An 18,963-nucleotide genomic window follows, 5' to 3' on the forward strand; every position below is an offset into this window, starting at 1 on the left:
CAATTATCCAGTGGGAAACTCGCCCTCTTGCGAGGGAGCCGGCTTGCGAGTGATGGCATCGACGCGCTTCAACTGCCAGACCGCGTCGTCCGTATCGCCAGCAAGCCGGCGCCTGAAAGGCTTCCGTTATCAGCTTGCCGTGGCCGACTGGAGGAAGTCCTGGGCAAAACGCTGCAGGACACCACCCGCCTCATAGATCGAAACCTCTTCGGCGGTATCCAGGCGACAGGTCACCGGCACATCGACCCGCTCACCGTTCTTGCGCTGAATCACCAGGGTCAGCGTCGCCCGAGGCGTGCGTTCGCCGATCACGTCGAAGGTCTCGGTGCCGTCGATGCCGAGGGTCTTGCGGTCGGTCCCCGGCTTGAACTCCAGCGGCAACACGCCCATGCCCACCAGGTTGGTGCGGTGGATGCGCTCGAAGCCTTCGGCAGCAATCGCCTCGACCCCGGCCAGCCGCACGCCCTTGGCCGCCCAGTCACGGGACGAGCCCTGGCCGTAGTCGGCACCGGCAATGATGATCAGCGGCTGCTTGCGCTCCATGTAGGTTTCGATGGCTTCCCACATGCGCATGACCTGGCCTTCGGGCTCGACCCGCGCCAGTGAGCCCTGCTTGACCTTGCCGTTTTCCACGACCATTTCGTTGAACAGTTTCGGGTTGGCGAAGGTGGCGCGCTGCGCGGTGAGATGGTCGCCCCGATGGGTCGCGTAAGAGTTGAAATCTTCTTCCGGCAAGCCCATTTTCGCCAGGTACTCGCCCGCCGCACTGTCAAGCATGATGGCGTTGGACGGCGACAGGTGATCGGTGGTGATGTTGTCCGGAAGCACGGCCAGCGGCCGCATGCCCTTGAGCGGCCGGGCACCGGCCAGTGCGCCTTCCCAGTAAGGCGGACGGCGGATGTAGGTGCTCATCGGCCGCCAGTCATAGAGCGGCTCGACCTTCGGCCCGCGGTCCTCGTGAATGGCGAACATCGGCGTATAGACCTTGCGGAACTGCTCGGGCTTGACCGATGCCTTGACCATCGCATCGATTTCCTCGTCACTCGGCCAGATGTCCTTGAGGCGGATTTCCTTGCCATCCGCGTCCCGGCCCAGCACGTCCTTCTCGATATCGAAGCGGATGGTCCCGGCGATTGCATAGGCCACCACCAGCGGCGGCGACGCTAGGAATGCCTGTTTGGCGTATGGGTGGATACGCCCATCAAAGTTGCGGTTACCCGAGAGCACGGCCGTGGCGTAGAGGTCACGGTCGATGATTTCCTGCTGGATCAGCGGATCCAGCGCACCGGACATGCCGTTGCAGGTGGTGCAGGCGAAAGCCACCACGCCAAAGCCCAGTTGTTCCAGCTCATCGGTCAGCCCGGCTTCATCCAGGTACAGCGCCACCGCCCGGGAGCCTGGCGCCAGCGACGACTTGACCCAGGGTTTGCGGGTCAGCCCCAGCCGGTTGGCATTACGCGCCAGCAGGCCGGCAGCGATGACGTTGCGCGGGTTGCTGGTGTTGGTGCAACTGGTGATGGCGGCAATGATCACCGCGCCGTCGGGCATCTGCCCCGGCACTTCGCTCCATGGCCCGGCGATGCCCTTGGCCGCCAGGTCGCTGGTGGCGACCCGCGCATGCGGATTGCTGGGCCCGGCCATGTTGCGCACCACTGACGACAGGTCGAATTGCAGGCCACGCTCGTACTGCGCGCCGTTGAGGCTGTCGGCCCAGAGGCCGGCCTGACGGGCGTAGGTCTCGACCAGTTGCACCTGATCGTCTTCACGGCCGGTGAGTTTCAGGTAGTCGATGGTCTGCTGGTCGATGTAGAACATCGCCGCCGTGGCGCCGTACTCCGGGGCCATGTTGGAAATGGTCGCGCGGTCGCCCAGAGTCAGCGCACTGGCGCCTTCGCCGAAGAACTCCAGGTAGGCCCCGACCACCTTCTGCTTGCGCAGGAACTCGGTCAACGCCAACACCATGTCGGTGGCAGTGATGCCCGGTTGCAGCTTGCCGGTCAGCTCGACGCCGACGATCTCCGGCAGGCGCATCCAGGAGGCCCGACCGAGCATCACGCTCTCGGCTTCGAGGCCGCCGACACCAATGGCGATCACACCCAGGGCATCGACATGCGGGGTATGGCTGTCGGTACCGACGCAGGTATCGGGAAAGGCCACGCCGTCACGTGCCTGGATCACCGGGGACATTTTCTCCAGGTTGATCTGGTGCATGATGCCGTTGCCCGGCGGGATCACGTCGACGTTCTTGAAGGCCTTTTTGGTCCAGTCGATGAAGTGGAAACGGTCCTCGTTGCGCCGATCCTCGATGGCGCGGTTCTTGGCGAACGCATCGGGGTCGAAACCGCCACACTCCACCGCCAGCGAGTGATCGACGATCAGTTGGGTCGGCACCACCGGGTTGACCTGGGCCGGGTCGCCGCCCTGGGAAGCGATCGCGTCACGCAGGCCAGCCAGGTCCACCAGCGCGGTCTGGCCGAGAATGTCGTGGCAGACCACGCGGGCCGGGAACCAGGGGAAGTCCAGGTCGCGCTTGCGTTCGATCAGTTGCTTGAGCGAATCGGTGAGCGTCGCCGGCTCGCAGCGACGTACCAGGTTTTCGGCCAGAACACGCGAAGTGTAGGGCAACGTGGCGTAGGCACCCGGCTGGATGGCATCGACCGCCGCGCGGGCATCGAAGAAGTCCAGATGACTGCCGGGCAACGGTTTACGGTATTGGGTATTCATGGTCTGGGACTCGATCACGGTTAAGTCAAAAGCACACACGGCTTGTCGACCCGACCTCTGCTGTCGGAGCCGGGCTTGCCCGCGAAGAGGGCCTTGAGACCGCTAAAAGCTTCGCGGGCAAGCCCGGCGCCTACAGGACAAGGGCCGCCTCGGGCCGTGCGTTCTTCAGTCAGCGACGTTCGATTGGTACGAACTTGCGCTGTTCAACGCCGGTGTACTCGGCGCTCGGACGAATGATGCGGTTGTTGGCACGCTGTTCGAACACATGCGCAGCCCAGCCGGTCAGGCGCGAGCAGACGAAGATCGGCGTGAACAACTTGGTCGGAATGCCCATGAAGTGATACGCCGAGGCATGGTAGAAATCGGCGTTGGGGAACAGCTTCTTCTGTTCCCACATGGTCTTGTCGATGGCTTCGGAAACCGGGAACAGCACGGTGTCACCGACTTCATCGGCAAGCTTCTTCGACCAGCCCTTGATCACCTCGTTGCGCGGATCGCTGTCCTTGTAGATCGCGTGACCAAAACCCATGATCTTGTCCTTGCGCGCCAGCATGCCGAGGGTGCCGTCAATGGCCTCCTGGGCCGAACCGAAGCGTTCGATCATTTCCATCGCCGCCTCGTTGGCACCACCATGCAGCGGGCCGCGCAGCGAGCCGATGGCCGCAGTGATGCAGGAGAACAGGTCGGACAGGGTCGAGGCACAGACCCGCGCGGTAAAGGTCGAGGCGTTGAACTCGTGCTCCGCGTAGAGGATCAGCGACACGTCCATCACCTTGCGGTGCAGCTCGCTCGGCGCCTTGCCATGCAGCAGGTGCAGGAAATGCCCGCCAATGGAGGCCTCGTCGGTCACGCAGTCGATCCGCTGGCCGTCGTGGCTGAAGCGATACCAGTAGCACATGATCGCCGGGAACGCGGCCAGCAGGCGGTCGGTGGTTTCATGCTGACGGGAGAAGTCGCCTTCGGGCTCGATGTTGCCCAGGAAGGAACAGCCGGTACGCATCACATCCATCGGATGGGCGTCGGCCGGAATACGCTCCAGCACCTCTTTGAGCGCCTGCGGCAGATCGCGCAGGGTACGCAGCTTGCCCATGTAGGCCGCCAGCTCGGTGGCGTTGGGCAGTTCGCCGTACAGCAGCAGGTAAGCCACTTCCTCGAAGCGCGCCTCGGCAGCCAGTTCACGCACGTCATAACCGCGATAGGTCAGGCCGGCACCGGCCTGGCCGACGGTGGACAAGGCGGTTTGCCCGGCGACCTGGCCGCGCAGACCGGCGCCACTCAATACTTTTGCTTCAGCCATTGCTCTCTCCAAAATTCTTGTAGGTTGTCAGGAATTGGCATCTATCAGCCTCTACACCCTGCAGGAGCGCGGCTTGCCCGCGAAAGGGCCCTCAAGCCATGCTCCTGGCGGGGCAACAAATCAGCCCTTCTTCTGGGCAAACAGCGCATCGAGCTTCTGCTCGAAGGTGTGGTAGTCGATACGATCGTAAAGCTCCATACGTGTCTGCATGGTGTCGATCACGTTCTGCTGGGTACCGTCACGACGAATGGCGGTGTAGACGTTTTCCGCCGCCTTGTTCATGGCCCGGAACGCCGAGAGCGGGTACAGCACCAGCGAGACGTCAGCGCTCGCCAGTTGTTCGGTGGTGTACAGCGGCGTCGCGCCGAACTCGGTGATATTGGCCAGGATCGGCGCCTTCACCCGATTGGCAAACAGCTTGTACATGTCCAGCTCGGTAATGGCTTCCGGGAAAATCATGTCGGCACCGGCCTCGATGCACGCAGCCGCCCGGTCCAGAGCGGCCTCCAGACCTTCCACCGCCAGCGCATCGGTGCGCGCCATGATCACGAAACTGTCATCGGTGCGAGCGTCGACGGCTGCCTTGATGCGGTCGACCATCTCCTGCCGGGAGACGATTTCCTTGTTCGGACGGTGCCCGCAACGCTTGGCGCCGACCTGATCCTCGATATGGATCGCCGCCGCGCCGAACTTGATCATCGACTTGACGGTACGTGCAACGTTGAACGCCGAGGAACCGAAACCGGTATCGACATCCACCAGCAACGGCAGATCGCAGACATCGGTGATGCGCCGCACATCGGTCAGCACGTCGTCCAGGCCAGTGATGCCCAGGTCCGGCAGACCGAGGGAACCGGCAGCGACCCCGCCGCCCGACAGGTAGATCGCCTTGAAGCCGGCACGCTTGGCCAACAGCGCGTGGTTGGCATTGATCGCCCCGACCACCTGCAGTGGATGTTCGCTGGCGACCGCATCGCGGAAACGCTGGCCGGGCGTATTGTTGTTGGAACCCTGACTCATGACTCACCTCGTGGAGTGGCTGTCGGTTTAGCGCCGTCCTGGTAGTAACGGGCAATATTGCGTTTCGAGGCGCCGATGTGACGGCGCATCAACAATTCGGCCAGTTCACCGTCGCGATCGGCGATGGCATCGAGAATCCGGTGATGCTCGGCAAAGGCCTGGCGTGGCCGATTGGGTGTCGCGGAAAACTGGATGCGGTACATGCGCACGAGCTGGTACAGCTCGCCACAGAGCATCTGGGTCAGGGTACGGTTACCGGCCCCCTGGATGATCCGATAGTGGAAGTCGAAGTCGCCTTCCTGCTGGTAATAACCGACACCGGCCTGGAACGCCGCATCACGCTCGTGGGTATGCAGCACCTGGCGCAGTTCCTCGATCTCTTCATTGGTCATGCGCTCGGCGGCGAGACGGCAGGCCATGCCTTCGAGGGACTCGCGGATTTCGTAGAGTTCGATCAACTCGGCGTGACTGAGCGAAACCACCCGTGCGCCGACATGGGGAACCCGCACCAGCAGGCGCTGCCCCTCCAGACGGTGAATGGCCTCGCGCAGCGGACCACGGCTGATGCCATAGGTACGCGCCAGTTCCGGTTCGGAGATCTTGCTGCCCGGGGCGATTTCACCCTTGACGATGGCCGCCTGGATACGCCGGAAGACGTTCTCGGACAGCGTTTCCGAATCTTCCTGGAGAGTCAGCAGCGGCTCCAACATATTGTCGACACCTTCAAGATCAATGACCACAAAACTAGCCAAAACCAGCAGACCAGTCAAAGAATTAATTGATATTGTCGACAATAGTCTAAGAGCGCCGGCCAATACCGTGTCATGCCACAGCCCCTCGACACGCTACACCCACGGCGCTGGCGCCATAAAATCAGCATGTTAGAATGCCGCGCGCATCTGACGATGCCATGCCTGTCATCTTCATCTGACAGACGCACAAGGAAGCTTGCGCGGTATTGCCAGTCACCTTGAATACGCGCCAGGACTTATGAAACTCAAGCCCTTCCCCCTATTGCCTTTGTTCCTGCTCGGCCTGCCGGGCCTGGGCCTCGCCGCCGAAAAGACCGTGTACGGCCTGAACGAATACGCGAACCTGGCCGGCATCGACCTGGAAGTCGCGGCCAAGCTCGATACCGGCGCCAAGACCGCCTCGCTCAGTGCCCGTGACATAAAACGCTTCAAGCGCGATGGCGAAAGCTGGGTACGCTTCTATCTGGCCATCGACGCGGCCCATTCACACCCCATCGAACTGCCGCTGGCCCGGGTCAGCAAGATCAAGCGCCGCTCCGGCGATTACGACCCGGATGAGGGCAAGGCCTACACCGCCCGTCCGGTGGTGACCCTGAATATCTGCATGGGTACGGCCCTGCGCACGATCGAAGTGAACTTGACCGACCGAAGTGCTTTCCAATACCCGCTTCTGATTGGCTCCGAAGCGCTCAAGCGCTTCGACGCGCTGGTAGATCCCAGCCTTAAATACGCTGCCGGCAAACCCGCCTGCATCGCCGACGCTCAAACCGCCGAGTAATTTGCATGCGTTCTCTTACCCTTCATCTGAAAGTCCTGATCGCCATCCTGGTGGCGCTGGGTATTTCAGTCACGGCCTATCAGATTTTTGTCCTGGGAATTCCGGTCACCGAAGATGCCACCGACGACCTGTGGAACATCGACGCCAAGGTCGAGTTCGTCGCCGCCAGCAAGGACCCGGTGAAGATCCAGATGTTCGTGCCGCCCCTGAGCCGCGACTACGTGAGCCTCAACGAGAGCTTCATCTCCAACAACTACGGGGTCAGCGTCAACCGCACCGACGGCAACCGCAAGGTCACCTGGTCGGCCCGCCGGGTCAGCGGCAAACAGACACTCTATTACCGCCTCGTGCTGACCAAGCGCTATACCGGCGAAAAGCCCAAGGTCAAGGGCCCGACTTTCCGTGACAGCATGGCCATCGAAGGCCCGGAAAAAGTCGCCGCCGAAGCCCTGATGGCACCAATCCGCCAGCACTCGGCCGATGTCGAGACCTTCATTGGCGAAACCATCAAGCGGGTCAACAACCTCGGCGACGACAACGTCAAGCTGCTGCTGGCGGGCGACCCGTCGACCGCGCACAAGGCGCAGATCATCGAACTGCTGCTGTCGATTGCCCACGTGCCGCTGGAAAAGGTCCACACCATCCGCCTGGTCGCCGACCAGCCGCAGACCCCGGAACTCTGGCTGCGCAGCTTCAACGGCAGTGACTGGCTGTACTTCAACCCGGACACCGGCGAACAGGGCCTGCCTGAAGACCGTCTGGTGTGGTGGACCGGCGACGACAATCTGATCAGCGTCGAAGGCGGCAAGAAGGCCAGCGTCAACTTCAGCCTGAACAACAGCGAAATGAACGCCATCCGTCTGGCCAAGCTGACCGACGAGAACTCCGACGCCAACTTCCTCGAATACTCGCTCTACGGCCTGCCGCTGCAGACCCAGCAGACCTTCATGATCATGGTGATGATCCCGATCGGCGTGCTGGTGATCCTGATCCTGCGCAACCTGATCGGCCTGCAGACCCTCGGCACCTTCACTCCGGTACTGATCGCCCTGGCATTTCGCGAGACCCAGCTGGGCTTCGGGATCGTGTTATTTACCATCATCACTGCGCTCGGACTGTCGCTGCGCTCATATCTGGAACACCTGAAACTGCAGATGCTGCCGCGCTTGTCGGTGGTGCTGACGTTCGTCGTGGTACTGATCGCCGCCATCAGCCTGTTCAGCCACAAACTCGGCCTGGAACGCGGCCTGTCGGTGGCGCTGTTCCCGATGGTGATCCTGACCATGACCATCGAACGCCTGTCCATCACCTGGGAAGAGCGCGGTGGCGGCCATGCGATGAAAGTCGCGATCGGCACCCTGTTCGCTGCCTCGCTGGCGCACCTGATCATGAGCGTGCCGGAACTGGTGTACTTCGTCTTCACCTTCCCGGCGATCCTGCTGATCCTGGTCGGCTTCATGCTGGCCATGGGACGTTATCGCGGCTACCGCCTGACCGAACTGGTACGCTTCAAGGCCTTTCTCAAGGAAGACGCCTGATGTTCGGCCTGTGGAAAACCTGGAAGGCCCTGGAAGCCAAGGGCATCATGGGGATCAACCGGCGTAACGCCGACTATGTGCTCAAGTACAACAAGCGCAGCCTGTATCCGATCGTCGATGACAAGATCATCACCAAGGAACGAGCGATTGCCGCCGGTATCCACGTACCGGAAATGTACGGGGTGATTTCCACCGAAAAGGACATCGACAAGCTCGGCGAGATCATCGGTGGACGCAGCGACTTCGTCATCAAGCCGGCCCAAGGCGCTGGCGGCGACGGTATCCTGGTGATCGCCGACCGCTTCGAGGGGCGTTATCGGACCATTTCCGGACGAATCATCAGCCATGAGGAAATCGAGCATCAGGTGTCCAGCATCCTCACCGGACTCTACTCCCTGGGTGGCCACCGCGACCGCGCGCTGATCGAATACCGGGTGACCCCCGACCAGATCTTCAAGAGCATCAGCTACGAAGGCGTACCGGATATCCGCATCATCGTGCTGATGGGCTACCCCGTCATGGCCATGCTCCGGCTGCCAACCCGTCAGTCCAGCGGCAAGGCCAACCTGCACCAGGGCGCCATCGGCGTCGGCGTCGATCTGGCGACCGGCCTGACCCTGCGTGGCACCTGGCTGAACAACATCATCAGCAAGCACCCCGACACCACCAATGCAGTGGACGGCGTGCAACTGCCCAATTGGGACGGTTTCATGAAGCTGGCCGCTGGCTGCTACGAATTGTGCGGCCTGGGCTATATCGGCGTGGACATGGTGCTGGACCAGGACAAGGGCCCGCTGATCCTCGAACTCAACGCCCGTCCGGGGCTGAACATCCAGATCGCCAACGACTGCGGCCTGACCACGCGCGCCCAGGCGGTGGAGGCGCACCTGGAGGAGCTGGCGGCAGCCGGCATCAGCGAAACCGCGGAGGAGCGGGTGCGTTATGTCCAGGGTCTGTTCGGTCACGTAGCTCCGCACAATATCTGACACCTGTGGAGGAGGCTTGTCGGGACATGGATATAACCACTACCGACATGCCTCTAGGAGCATTTCCTACAGGAGACTACAATCGCCTCCCCGCACCAAAGGCTGATCCGCTGCGCATGCTGACCTGCTCCGTACACCCGCTGCCCTACGCCCCCGATCCCGCCCGTTATTTCGCGGCCATTCGTCACGCCCCCGGCGCGGTGCTGCTCGACAGCGGCCGGCCAGCGGCCGAGCGTGGACGCTATGACCTGCTCAGCGCCTGGCCGCTGGAGCAACTGGCGGTCTTGCCGAACGAAGGCGGCGAAGTATTCCTCACACGCCTGCGAAACACCCTGACGCAACTGGGTCGGGCCGAATTGCCCGCCGGCATCGAACTGCCGTTCGCCGGGGGCCTCATCGGTTACCTGAGCTACGATTTCGGCCGTCATCTCGAAGCGCTACCCAGTCGCGCCCGGGATGATCTGCATTTGCCCGACGCGCGCTTTGGCCTGTACGCCTGGGCGCTGATCAGCGATCACCAGCAGGCCACCAGCCAACTGGTCTTCCATCCCACCGTCGAACAGAACGAACGGCAGCGCCTGTTGCAACTGTTCAGCCTGGCGCCCGCCGCCGAGCAAGGCCACTTCCAACTGACGACACCGATGGCCGCCGACCTTGACGCCGACGCCTACCGCCAGGCCTTCGAACGCATCCAGCAGTACATTCAGGCCGGCGACTGCTACCAGGTCAACTTCGCCCAGCGTTTCCGGGCCCATTGCCAAGGCGATCCGTGGGTCGCCTATCTGGCCTTGCGAGCCGCCTGCCCGACACCGTTCTCGGGCTTCCAGAGCCTGCCGGACAATAACGCGGTGCTGAGCCTGTCGCCAGAGCGCTTCGTTCGGGTCAGCGCCGGCCAGGTGGAAACCCGCCCCATCAAGGGCACCCGGCCCCGTGGTCGCGACGCCAGCGAAGATGCGGCCAACGCCAAGGAGCTGCTGGGCAGCAGCAAGGACCGCGCGGAAAACCTGATGATCGTCGACCTGCTGCGCAATGACCTCGGCCGCACCTGCAAGATCGGCAGCGTGCGGGTGCCGGAGCTGTTCAGCCTGGAAAGCTACCCGAACGTGCATCACCTGGTCAGCAGCGTGACCGGCGAACTGGCCAGCGGCCGAGACGCACTGGACCTGCTCGCCGGCAGCTTTCCTGGCGGCTCGATCACCGGCGCGCCGAAGATCCGTGCCATGCAGATCATCGACGAACTCGAACCGACCCGCCGCGCCCTGTACTGCGGCTCGCTGCTGTATCTGGACGTACGTGGCGAGATGGACAGTTCGATCGCGATCCGCAGCCTGCTGGTCAAGGATGGCCAGATCAGTTGCTGGGGCGGTGGCGGCATCGTCGCCGACTCCGACTGGCAAGCCGAGTACCAGGAATCCATTACCAAGGTCAAAGTGCTGCTCGACACCCTGCAGACACTCTGAGCCCCACTGGCGTACCCGCCCCCTCCTGCAGGAGCCAGGCTTGCCGGCGAACAGGCCCCAACGCCTGGCCCACAACCCTGGCATCTCCCACAGGCAGGATTTTGTTACTATTGCCGCCAATATGAGCGCAAAGCGCCAATGACTGTAGGAACCGCCTGATGAGTCAATCGTTCGACGTCGCCGAACTCGCCGCGACATACGCCAACAAATCACCCCAGGACATCCTCAAGCTGGCCTTCTCCCAGTTTGGCGACGACCTGTGGATATCTTTCAGCGGTGCCGAGGACGTGGTGCTGGTGGACATGGCCTGGAAACTGAACAAGAACGTCAAGGTGTTCAGCCTCGACACCGGCCGCCTGCACCCGGAAACCTATCGGTTCATCGAACAGGTCCGCGAGTTCTACAAGATCGATATCGAGCTGATTTCTCCCGACCACAGCCGGCTCGAATCCTTCGTCAAGGAAAAGGGCCTGTTCAGTTTCTACAGGGACGGTCATGGCGAATGCTGCGGCGTGCGCAAGATCGAACCGCTGCGGCGCAAGCTGTCCGACGTGACGGCCTGGGCCACCGGCCAGCGGCGCGACCAGAGCCCGGGTACCCGCAGCCAGGTGGCGGCACTGGAAATCGACAGCGCCTTCTCGACCCCGGAACGCACCCTGTACAAGTTCAACCCATTGGCCCAGATGACCAGCGAAGAAGTCTGGAGCTACATCCGCATGCTCGAACTGCCCTACAACGGCCTGCATGAGCGCGGCTTCATCAGCATCGGCTGCGAGCCCTGCACCCGCCCGGTGCTGCCGAACCAGCACGAGCGCGAAGGCCGCTGGTGGTGGGAGGAAGCGACGCAGAAAGAGTGCGGCCTGCATGCCGGCAACCTGATCAGCAAAGGCTGATCACACCGCCCGCCCCTGACAGGCAGACATGAAAAAGCCCCGAACACGTCGGGGCTTTTTCATGTCTGCGCTTGCACCCGAAAATCAGTGCACTGGCAGTTCGACACCCTCGAACAGGTCTTCCAGTTCCTGCTTGTTGTGGCACTGGATGGCCTTGGCCATGACTTCGCGGGTCAGGTGGGGAGCGAACTTCTCGATGAAATCGCACATGAAACCACGCAGGAAGGTGCCACGACGGAAGCCGATCTTGGTGATGCTCGATTCGAACAGCTCGCTGGCATCGAGGACCACCAGGTCCTTGTCGAGCACGGTATCAACCGCCATCTTCGCCACGATCCCCACACCCAGGCCCAGGCGGACATAGGTCTTGATCACGTCGGCGTCAGCGGCGGTGAATACCACCTTGGGGGTCAGGCCGCGATGGCTGAAGGCTTCGTCCAGCTTGGAGCGCCCGGTGAACCCGAATACATAGGTGACGATCGGGTATTCGGCCAGGGCCTCCAGGGTCAGCTTCGGCAGCTTGGTCAGCGGATGCCCCTGGGGTACCACGACGCAGCGGTTCCAGCGGTAGCACGGCATCATCACCAGGTCACCGAACAGCTCCAGCGCCTCGGTGGCGATGGCGAAGTCCACGGTGCCATCGGCGGCCATTTCAGCGATCTGCATCGGCGAGCCCTGGTGCATGTGCAACGCCACATCCGGGTACTGCTTGATGAAGCTGCTGATGACCGGCGGCAAGGCATAACGCGCCTGGGTATGGGTGGTGGCGATCGACAGGGTACCCTTCTTTTCGTTGGAGAATTCCTGGGCGATCTGCTTGATGCTCTCGACCTTGCGCAGAATCTCGCCAGCCGTGGTGATGATACGTTCACCGGCCGGAGTGACCCGTGTCAGATGCTTGCCGCTGCGAGCGAAAACTTCGACGCCCAACTCGTCTTCGAGCAGGCGGATCTGCTTGCTGATACCTGGCTGGGAGGTGTAGAGGCTTTGCGCCGTCGCAGAAACGTTGAGGTCGTGGTGCGCCACTTCCCAGATGTAGCGCAGTTGTTGAAGCTTCATATGTATCCCTCAAAGCAGGTAGACGCCACAGGCAGCAGCGGCGATATATAACTATATGGAAGGTTTGAAGAATAAATCTAGAACTTTTTATAAATCCTCTGAATTTCGCCTCAACTGTCGTCATGCCGACGACGCTGCACCAACGGCACGAGGTAAACCGGCACCCGCGACAACTGCACGACCCGCGCCGCAGTACGACCCAGGTGTTCCTCAGCGCCGGAACCATGACTGTGACTTCCGACAATCAACAGATCGACGGCCAGCCGTTGCGCGTGAGCGAGAATGACCTGCGAAGGATCCCCCTGGATCACCTGGACCGACTGGATCACTGCCAGATCCTGCTGCCCATCTCCCAACTCCTCGCGAAAACTGTCCAATACCCGTTGCTCGATATTAGCCATCACGGTGTTAAGACCCTGGCTGTGCAATTCGTTCAATGCCTGCTCGTCCAGATAGCTCTGCAACACCGACTCCGCGAACAGCCCCATCGGCTCCACGGCATGCACCACATGCAGGTCAGCCTTGAACGTTCGTGCCAGACCCAGTGCATGCTGCATGACGTAAGGTGCATACAACCCGAGGTCGGTGGCATACAGCATCGAACGAATCATGGGGCCTCCTCGATTACCAGAATGGCGGAGATGGATTGAGCTTAGCAGCGTGCCGGGCAGTGCGGCACCCTGCTGTCGGGCTGATCCGTAGCCTCAGGCATTGCTCGCGTCGATGAAACCCAGGGCCTGGTACAAGGCGCGAATCGTCGGCAACTCGCAGCCAGCCTCACGGGCAGCGGCCAGCGGGCAGGCGTACACCGCGTCCAGCTCGAGTGGCCGCTGGTGGACGAAATCGTGATACATGCTCGGCCAGTAGTCCGGCATCTTTTCCGTAATATTGAACAGATGCTCGGCATAGCCGGCCGGCAACACATGCCCACAGGCCTGCGCGCCCCGCACCACTTCGGCCATCAGCGTCTGGATCAGCTCGCGACTGCTGGCATCGCCCATCAGCGGTGTGGTACTGGCCCGCAGCAACACCGACAGGCCGTTATAAGGCACGTTCCACACCAGCTTCTGCCAGCGGGCCTGCTGCAGGTTGGCCATGGCGTGGGACTCGATGCCGGCCTGACGGAACAACGCGGCGCCCTCTTCGACCAGCGCCTGCCGAGCGCTTTCATCATTGTGCAGCGGACCACTGTGATAACCGATATTCACCGCGCCCAGCGCCTGGTGCACGACCACTCCGGGGCCACGGCGATGTACACAGATGAAACACAACCCACCGAGCAGATGCAGCGAGTCGGGCAGCAACGGGCGCAACGCCTCTTCAACCTCCAGGCCATTCTGCAGTAACAGCACCTTGGCGCCGGGTGCCGCAGCCCTGGCGATCAACGGCGCAAGATCGGCATTGGCGGTGGTCTTGGTACCCACCAGCAACCAGTCGCAGGGGGGCATGTCCTCGGCCGAGACATAAGCCTGGACCGGATTGAGGTGCAGTTGGCCGTGGACGGCACTGTCGATATGCAGCCCGTCGTCGGCCACCGCGCGAAACTCGCTACGCAATAGAAAGTGCACGTCGAACCCGGCACGCGCCAGCATCACCCCATAGAAGCCGCCGATCGCGCCGGTGCCGATAATGCCGATACGCGGCCTGTTGGTTGAAACGGTCATGGCAATTCCTCGGGAATACGCGCCAGGGTCTGCCGCAAGCCTGCAGGCCTGACGGAACGGCTCGGCCCTGCGGATGCGTACTCCGGGCCCAGACTAGCCCGCATGTTACTCCGGCCTGGCGCCTGAAGCGCAAGCAGGTATTTGCGCTGGCTGTCACCGTCACCAGAGCCTTGTCGGATTAAACAGTTCTCTGCCCATTGCCCGGCCACGGCCTAACGCGCTAAGGTTCGGCTCCCCGACACGCTCATATCGCTGTGCTCCGCCGCGCGGGGCTGGCGACCGGCACCCGTGACCTGACGAGTAACACGATGGCTGATTTACCGATCAACGACCTTAACGTCGCCTCCAACGAGACACTGATCACGCCTGATCAGCTCAAGCGTGACATTCCCCTGAGCGAGGCTGCCCTGCGCACCGTCACCCGGGGCCGCGAGGTGATTCGCAACATTCTCGATGGCAAGGACCATCGCCTGTTCGTCGTCATCGGGCCCTGCTCGATCCACGACATCAAGGCCGCCCACGAATATGCCGAACGCCTCAAGGTGCTCGCGGCCGAGGTGTCAGACAGCCTGTACCTGGTCATGCGCGTGTATTTCGAGAAGCCGCGGACCACGGTCGGCTGGAAAGGCCTGATCAACGACCCGTACCTGGATGACTCGTTCAAGATCCAGGATGGCCTGCACATCGGTCGTCAACTGCTGCTGGACCTGGCCGAGATGGGCCTGCCCACCGCGACCGAAGCCCTCGACCCGATCTCGCCGCAATACCTGCAGGACCTGATCAGTTGGTCGGCCATTGGCGCGCGCACCACCGAATCCCAGACCCACCGCGAAATGGCCTCCGGTCTGTCCTCGGCGGTCGGTTTCAAGAACGGCACCGACGGCGGCCTGACCGTGGCGATCAACGCCCTGCAGTCAGTCTCCAAGCCGCACCGTTTCCTCGGCATCAACCAGGAAGGCGGCGTCTCGATCGTCACCACCAAGGGCAACGCCTACGGTCATGTGGTGCTGCGTGGCGGCAACGGCAAGCCCAACTATGACTCGGTGAGCGTTGCGCTCTGCGAACAGGCGCTGAGCAAGGCCGGGATCCAGAACAACATCATGGTCGACTGCAGCCACGCCAACTCCAACAAGGACCCGGCGCTGCAACCCCTGGTCATGGAGAACGTCGCCAACCAGATCCTCGAAGGCAACCAGTCGATCATCGGCCTGATGGTCGAAAGCCATCTGAACTGGGGTTGCCAGTCGATTCCGAAAGATCTCGCCGACCTGCAATACGGCGTGTCGATCACCGACGCCTGCATCGACTGGGAGAGCACCGAGAAAACCTTGCGCAGCATGCATGCCAAGCTCAAGGATGTCCTGCCCAAGCGTGGCCGCAACTGATATAGCGCAGCCACTGCAGGCAAATAAAAACGCCGGGCAATGCCCGGCGTTTTTACAGGTGTTCGATGGACTCAGGTCTTCGCGGCGTGCCGCTGATGCCGCTCCATGTAGCGTTCCACATAAGAGCAGGAAGGGATGACCGTGTAGCCCATGCGTTCGGCGTACTCCAGCGCCTGTTCCGTCAGCGCTGCCGCTATGCCACGGCCGCGCAACGCGTTGGGCACGAACGTGCGGTAGATATCCAGGGTCTGCTTACCCAGATCCATATAGGTCAGGTAGGCACGATGACCGTCCACATTGGTCTCGAACTGATGACCAGCCTGGTCATGGTGGATGGACAACGCCTCGCTCATCACTACTCCTCGCGGGTCTTGGTATTCGACCCTACCTTACCGATGTTTATCCGGCGAAGGAACCTCTACGCCACCCCGTGCCTGTTTGGACAACGAGAAAAGCCGACCGCTCCCTGAACACACGAGCACGTATCAAATAGTAGGCACCCTTGGCGAAAATGCTCAAGGCACGCTCGTCACGTCAGCCAGCGCCGTTCGGATCATAGCGCGGGCCAACAAGCCCTTGCGGGTGAAAACCTGAACGCGGCCTGAAACATTGCCGGAATGTCATGTTCTATGACGCAAGCTTGCGGTTAAAGTCACTTTTCAAGTAGCGAAAGGTACTCCCCGCCACATCGACAGTAGAGAACAAGAGTCACTCGCTGCAGTTAGAACGACTCGTGGAGACAAACCGGACCTTGCCATCACTAGCATATCAGGCCGGTTCAAAATCGCACAAAGCGCTCGGAACGAGCGTTACAGCTGCATATTTTTTATACAGCGCCATGAAAAGTTAGCTGAAAAACATTCTGTACCAAGAATTTTTTTTGCTTCTTGCGCAACGTCAGTTTACTTACTACAAGTAATGGGTAGTATGTACGCCGACTATTTCCTCACTCTGGGGTTATGGTCATTACTAGAAAGTCCTTGAAGGGGAACACGATGAACAACGTTCTGAAATTCTCTGCTCTGGCCCTGGCCGCAGTTCTGGCTACCGGTTGCAGCAGCGTATCCAAAGAAACCGAAGCTCGTCTGACTGCTACCGAAGACGCAGCTGCTCGTGCTCAGGCTCGTGCTGACGAAGCCTACCGCAAAGCTGATGAAGCTCTGGCTGCTGCTCAAAAAGCACAACAGACTGCTGACGAAGCTAACGAGCGCGCTCTGCGTATGCTGGAAAAAGCAAGCCGCAAGTAATAGTCCCTCGGGGCTGTTATCAAGCCGATCCATTCTTGGATCGGCTTTTTTGTGCCCGCACGCTTTGTGCTCGGGCATGAAAAACCCGCCTGAAGCGCAAGGCCCAGGCGGGTCGTTCGAAGCCTTTTACTGCTGCAAGTCGATCGGAGCGTTCGACGCCACCGGCGCCGTACCCGGCACGGCGATTTCGGTCGGCAGCCCATCTTCGGCCGCGACCACGTCGCGCACTTCGTCCCAGTTCACCCGCAGGTTCTTGGCCAGGTCGTCACGCTTGAGCAGGGCGTTGATCACCGCCGTATGCTTGTCGACCACCGAAGGGTTGCCGTTGTCATCCAGCGGCGTATGCGCCTCCAGGTAGACCTTGCCGCCACTGATACCGAACTTGTACGCCTCGTTGATGATCCGTACCGAGGTGCCGACCGGCACCATGCCGGCCATTTCCAGCACGTTGTTGTTGAACATGCGGAAGCAGCCATGGCTGGTACGGGTACCGATACCGAATTTCATGTTCGAACCGTGGATCAGGTAACCCGGAGTGCCCAGGGTGAACTTGAACGGTCCCAGCGGGTTGTCCGGGCCGGCCGGCACCACATTGGGCAGCGGATCGCCGTTGGCGGCGTGCTCGGCCTTGATCGAGGCCGGCGGCGTCCATGTCGGGTTCGGCGTCTTGGCGATGATGGTGGTGTGGGCGATCGGCGATCCCCAGCCCTCGCGCCCGATACCCAGCGGGAAGGTGTAGACCACGTTACGGCCCTTGGGGAAGTAGTACAGGCGATATTCGGCCAGGTTGATCACGATCCCTTCGCGCGGTCCCGGCGGCAGGATGAAACGGGTCGGCAAGACCACATCGGTACCCGCGCCCGGCAACCAGGCATCGACACCCGGGTTGGCCGCGACCATCTCCGAGTACCCCAGGTCGTAGGTGGTACCCAGGTCGGCAAAGGTGTCTTCATACTTGGCCTTGATCACCTGAACCTGGCCGACGATATCCTCGCCCGGCGGCGGCAATGGCAATTCCAGCGCGGAAACGGGACCCGCCGCACACAGTGCGGCAATGGACAGGCAACGGGTAACGGCAGGAAAGCGCGACAGCATCCGGGAAATCCTTCGCATGATCAACGGAGAAATTAAAGCGAGATTGTACACCTGCCGAAGGCCGCCCGGCAGGACATTGGCGACGCTTCAGCTGGCAGACAGGCAGGTTTTACAGTTCGAAACGCAATTCCGGCCAGATCGGCGGCGTACCGCGCTTCTGGGATTCGAGAATCGCCCGGCACAAGGGGCACAGACGCTGGTCGCGGAAGATCGACTTGTCCACCCCCGACCAACGCGGCTGCGCCGGCAGCAGCGTGCCGCAGAGCGTGCGATCGGCGGAGCCACCCAGTTCCAACTGACGCGCGACCAGATGCACCCGCACTTCCTGGCAGGCGAACAGATCCAGCTGCTCGTCGGGCTCGATCAGTTGATAGGCAAAAAGGGACCAGGCGGGACGCTGCATCGGGGGCTCCAGACAGGGGGCGCCACCTTAGCCGAAAAACCGCCGCTTAAAAAGCTCAAAGCAGCGGTTTCAGGGTCGGCCAGACGTTATTGAGCAACTTGTCCTGACCAGCGGGCCCCGGGTGAATCCCGTCGGCTTGCATCAGCTCCGGGTGGCCGCCCACGCCTTCAAGAAAAAACGGCACCAGCGCGACGTTTTTCTCCTCGGCCAGGGCCGGGTAAACCTCGGCGAAGGCCTTGGTATAACGAGCACCGTAGTTGGGTGGCAATTGCATGCCGAGCAAGAGGACCTTGGCACCGCTGGCGCGGGCGTTGTCGATCATCGATGCAAGATTTTGTTTCAATTGCGTCGGCAGTTGTCCACGCAGGCCATCGTTGCCGCCCAGCTCGATGATCACCAGCTCAGGCTTGTGCTCTGCAAGCAGCGCCGGCAGCCGCGCCTGGCCGCCCGCGCTGGTGTCGCCGCTGATCGAGGCATTGACCACCTGGTCCTTGAAACCTTCGTCCCTGAGGCGTTTCTCCAGCAATGCCACCCAACCGACACGGGTATCCAGGCCGAAAGCAGCGCTGATACTATCGCCAACGATCAGGACCGTGCCCGCCGCCGCATTCTGAGCCATGCACATCAAGGCCAGGCCGGCACTCAAAAACCAAACTCGCATC

General features: G+C 61.6%; 18 protein-coding genes. 7 read left to right on the forward strand and 11 right to left on the reverse strand.

Going from position 1 to position 18,963, the window contains the following annotated elements; genetic code table 11:
- Positions 1 to 129: 129 nt before the first annotated feature.
- The 4 genes from acnD to BLU37_RS28415 all read right to left on the reverse strand — a co-directional run bounded on the left by acnD (position 130) and on the right by BLU37_RS28415 (position 5,751).
- The gene (gene acnD / locus BLU37_RS28400; protein WP_090210795.1) at positions 130 to 2,724 is read right to left on the reverse strand and encodes a Fe/S-dependent 2-methylisocitrate dehydratase AcnD; all 2,595 of its coding nucleotides are present in this window, start codon (positions 2,722 to 2,724) and stop codon (positions 130 to 132) included.
- Positions 2,725 to 2,893: 169 nt separating this feature from the next.
- Positions 2,894 to 4,021 (reverse strand): bifunctional 2-methylcitrate synthase/citrate synthase, encoded by a 1,128-nt coding sequence (gene prpC, locus BLU37_RS28405; RefSeq protein ID WP_010448963.1) that lies wholly within the window; start codon positions 4,019 to 4,021, stop codon positions 2,894 to 2,896.
- Between the two features lie 120 nt (positions 4,022 to 4,141).
- Positions 4,142 to 5,041 (reverse strand): methylisocitrate lyase, encoded by a 900-nt coding sequence (prpB, locus tag BLU37_RS28410; protein WP_090210797.1) that lies wholly within the window; start codon positions 5,039 to 5,041, stop codon positions 4,142 to 4,144.
- Positions 5,038 to 5,751, reverse strand: coding sequence for a GntR family transcriptional regulator (locus tag BLU37_RS28415; RefSeq protein WP_010448966.1), 714 nt, complete (start codon positions 5,749 to 5,751; stop codon positions 5,038 to 5,040). The genes prpB and BLU37_RS28415 overlap by 4 nt, the downstream gene beginning before the upstream one ends.
- A 280-nt stretch (positions 5,752 to 6,031) precedes the next feature.
- On the opposite strand from BLU37_RS28415, the gene rloA reads away from it, so the two are divergent.
- The 5 genes from rloA to BLU37_RS28440 all read left to right on the forward strand — a co-directional run bounded on the left by rloA (position 6,032) and on the right by BLU37_RS28440 (position 11,448).
- Entirely contained in the window at positions 6,032 to 6,571 is a 540-nt protein-coding gene (rloA, locus tag BLU37_RS28420; protein ID WP_010448968.1) for a retropepsin-like aspartic peptidase RloA, read from the forward strand.
- 5 nt (positions 6,572 to 6,576) lie between these two features.
- Positions 6,577 to 8,109, forward strand: coding sequence for an osmotic stress tolerance membrane protein RloB (gene rloB, locus BLU37_RS28425; protein WP_010448970.1), 1,533 nt, complete (start codon positions 6,577 to 6,579; stop codon positions 8,107 to 8,109).
- Positions 8,109 to 9,095, forward strand: coding sequence for an alpha-L-glutamate ligase-like protein (locus BLU37_RS28430; protein ID WP_019360323.1), 987 nt, complete (start codon positions 8,109 to 8,111; stop codon positions 9,093 to 9,095). The genes rloB and BLU37_RS28430 overlap by 1 nt, the downstream gene beginning before the upstream one ends.
- A gap of 116 nt (positions 9,096 to 9,211) precedes the next feature.
- Entirely contained in the window at positions 9,212 to 10,555 is a 1,344-nt protein-coding gene (pabB, locus tag BLU37_RS28435; RefSeq protein ID WP_090210799.1) for an aminodeoxychorismate synthase component I, read from the forward strand.
- A gap of 158 nt (positions 10,556 to 10,713) precedes the next feature.
- Positions 10,714 to 11,448 carry a phosphoadenylyl-sulfate reductase gene (locus tag BLU37_RS28440; RefSeq protein WP_010448976.1) on the forward strand — a complete coding sequence of 245 codons (735 nt, stop codon included), beginning with the start codon at positions 10,714 to 10,716 and terminating at the stop codon, positions 11,446 to 11,448.
- Positions 11,449 to 11,532: 84 nt separating this feature from the next.
- Here the strand turns inward: BLU37_RS28440 and cysB are convergent, their stop codons facing one another.
- The 3 genes from cysB to BLU37_RS28455 form a co-directional block, all read right to left on the reverse strand.
- Entirely contained in the window at positions 11,533 to 12,507 is a 975-nt protein-coding gene (gene cysB, locus BLU37_RS28445; protein WP_010448978.1) for an HTH-type transcriptional regulator CysB, read from the reverse strand.
- A 110-nt stretch (positions 12,508 to 12,617) separates the two neighbouring features.
- The gene (locus tag BLU37_RS28450) at positions 12,618 to 13,118 is read right to left on the reverse strand and encodes a universal stress protein (protein ID WP_090210800.1); all 501 of its coding nucleotides are present in this window, start codon (positions 13,116 to 13,118) and stop codon (positions 12,618 to 12,620) included.
- 93 nt (positions 13,119 to 13,211) lie between these two features.
- Positions 13,212 to 14,171, reverse strand: a complete 960-nt coding sequence (locus tag BLU37_RS28455; RefSeq protein ID WP_090210802.1) for a putative 2-dehydropantoate 2-reductase — start codon at positions 14,169 to 14,171, stop codon at positions 13,212 to 13,214.
- A 308-nt stretch (positions 14,172 to 14,479) separates the two neighbouring features.
- On the opposite strand from BLU37_RS28455, the gene BLU37_RS28460 reads away from it, so the two are divergent.
- A complete protein-coding gene (locus tag BLU37_RS28460) occupies positions 14,480 to 15,556 on the forward strand; it encodes a 3-deoxy-7-phosphoheptulonate synthase (protein ID WP_010448984.1) in 1,077 nt (358 codons plus the stop codon).
- A gap of 71 nt (positions 15,557 to 15,627) precedes the next feature.
- On the opposite strand, the gene BLU37_RS28465 is transcribed toward BLU37_RS28460, so the two are convergent.
- Positions 15,628 to 15,909 (reverse strand): GNAT family N-acetyltransferase, encoded by a 282-nt coding sequence (locus tag BLU37_RS28465; RefSeq protein ID WP_010448985.1) that lies wholly within the window; start codon positions 15,907 to 15,909, stop codon positions 15,628 to 15,630.
- A 642-nt stretch (positions 15,910 to 16,551) separates the two neighbouring features.
- Here BLU37_RS28465 and oprI point away from each other — a divergent pair.
- On the forward strand, positions 16,552 to 16,803 hold the full coding sequence (gene oprI / locus BLU37_RS28470) for an outer membrane lipoprotei OprI (protein WP_003448337.1): 252 nt from the start codon (positions 16,552 to 16,554) through the stop codon (positions 16,801 to 16,803).
- 126 nt (positions 16,804 to 16,929) lie between these two features.
- Here the strand turns inward: oprI and BLU37_RS28475 are convergent, their stop codons facing one another.
- The 3 genes from BLU37_RS28475 to BLU37_RS28485 all read right to left on the reverse strand — a co-directional run bounded on the left by BLU37_RS28475 (position 16,930) and on the right by BLU37_RS28485 (position 18,962).
- Positions 16,930 to 17,898 (reverse strand): L,D-transpeptidase family protein, encoded by a 969-nt coding sequence (locus BLU37_RS28475; RefSeq protein ID WP_010448986.1) that lies wholly within the window; start codon positions 17,896 to 17,898, stop codon positions 16,930 to 16,932.
- A gap of 109 nt (positions 17,899 to 18,007) precedes the next feature.
- Positions 18,008 to 18,301, reverse strand: a complete 294-nt coding sequence (locus tag BLU37_RS28480) for a hypothetical protein (protein WP_010448987.1) — start codon at positions 18,299 to 18,301, stop codon at positions 18,008 to 18,010.
- A 55-nt stretch (positions 18,302 to 18,356) separates the two neighbouring features.
- Positions 18,357 to 18,962 (reverse strand): arylesterase, encoded by a 606-nt coding sequence (locus BLU37_RS28485; protein ID WP_010448988.1) that lies wholly within the window; start codon positions 18,960 to 18,962, stop codon positions 18,357 to 18,359.
- Position 18,963 lies beyond the last annotated feature (1 nt).

Origin of the sequence: Pseudomonas asplenii (assembly GCF_900105475.1) — a bacterium.
In the GTDB taxonomy this organism is placed as follows: domain Bacteria; phylum Pseudomonadota; class Gammaproteobacteria; order Pseudomonadales; family Pseudomonadaceae; genus Aquipseudomonas; species Aquipseudomonas asplenii.

Bases quoted from the DNA above. Each gene is read 5' to 3' on its own strand.
- acnD (WP_090210795.1), bottom strand. From the start codon at position 2,724: ATGAATACCCAATACCGTAAACCGTTGCCCGGCAGTCATCTGGACTTC.
- prpC (WP_010448963.1), bottom strand. From the start codon at position 4,021: ATGGCTGAAGCAAAAGTATTGAGTGGCGCCGGTCTGCGCGGCCAGGTC.
- prpB (WP_090210797.1), bottom strand. From the start codon at position 5,041: ATGAGTCAGGGTTCCAACAACAATACGCCCGGCCAGCGTTTCCGCGAT.
- BLU37_RS28415 (WP_010448966.1), bottom strand. From the start codon at position 5,751: ATGTTGGAGCCGCTGCTGACTCTCCAGGAAGATTCGGAAACGCTGTCC.
- rloA (WP_010448968.1), top strand. From the start codon at position 6,032: ATGAAACTCAAGCCCTTCCCCCTATTGCCTTTGTTCCTGCTCGGCCTG.
- rloB (WP_010448970.1), top strand. From the start codon at position 6,577: ATGCGTTCTCTTACCCTTCATCTGAAAGTCCTGATCGCCATCCTGGTG.
- BLU37_RS28430 (WP_019360323.1), top strand. From the start codon at position 8,109: ATGTTCGGCCTGTGGAAAACCTGGAAGGCCCTGGAAGCCAAGGGCATC.
- pabB (WP_090210799.1), top strand. From the start codon at position 9,212: ATGCTGACCTGCTCCGTACACCCGCTGCCCTACGCCCCCGATCCCGCC.
- BLU37_RS28440 (WP_010448976.1), top strand. From the start codon at position 10,714: ATGAGTCAATCGTTCGACGTCGCCGAACTCGCCGCGACATACGCCAAC.
- cysB (WP_010448978.1), bottom strand. From the start codon at position 12,507: ATGAAGCTTCAACAACTGCGCTACATCTGGGAAGTGGCGCACCACGAC.
- BLU37_RS28450 (WP_090210800.1), bottom strand. From the start codon at position 13,118: ATGATTCGTTCGATGCTGTATGCCACCGACCTCGGGTTGTATGCACCT.
- BLU37_RS28455 (WP_090210802.1), bottom strand. From the start codon at position 14,171: ATGACCGTTTCAACCAACAGGCCGCGTATCGGCATTATCGGCACCGGC.
- BLU37_RS28460 (WP_010448984.1), top strand. From the start codon at position 14,480: ATGGCTGATTTACCGATCAACGACCTTAACGTCGCCTCCAACGAGACA.
- BLU37_RS28465 (WP_010448985.1), bottom strand. From the start codon at position 15,909: ATGAGCGAGGCGTTGTCCATCCACCATGACCAGGCTGGTCATCAGTTC.
- oprI (WP_003448337.1), top strand. From the start codon at position 16,552: ATGAACAACGTTCTGAAATTCTCTGCTCTGGCCCTGGCCGCAGTTCTG.
- BLU37_RS28475 (WP_010448986.1), bottom strand. From the start codon at position 17,898: ATGCTGTCGCGCTTTCCTGCCGTTACCCGTTGCCTGTCCATTGCCGCA.
- BLU37_RS28480 (WP_010448987.1), bottom strand. From the start codon at position 18,301: ATGCAGCGTCCCGCCTGGTCCCTTTTTGCCTATCAACTGATCGAGCCC.
- BLU37_RS28485 (WP_010448988.1), bottom strand. From the start codon at position 18,962: ATGCGAGTTTGGTTTTTGAGTGCCGGCCTGGCCTTGATGTGCATGGCT.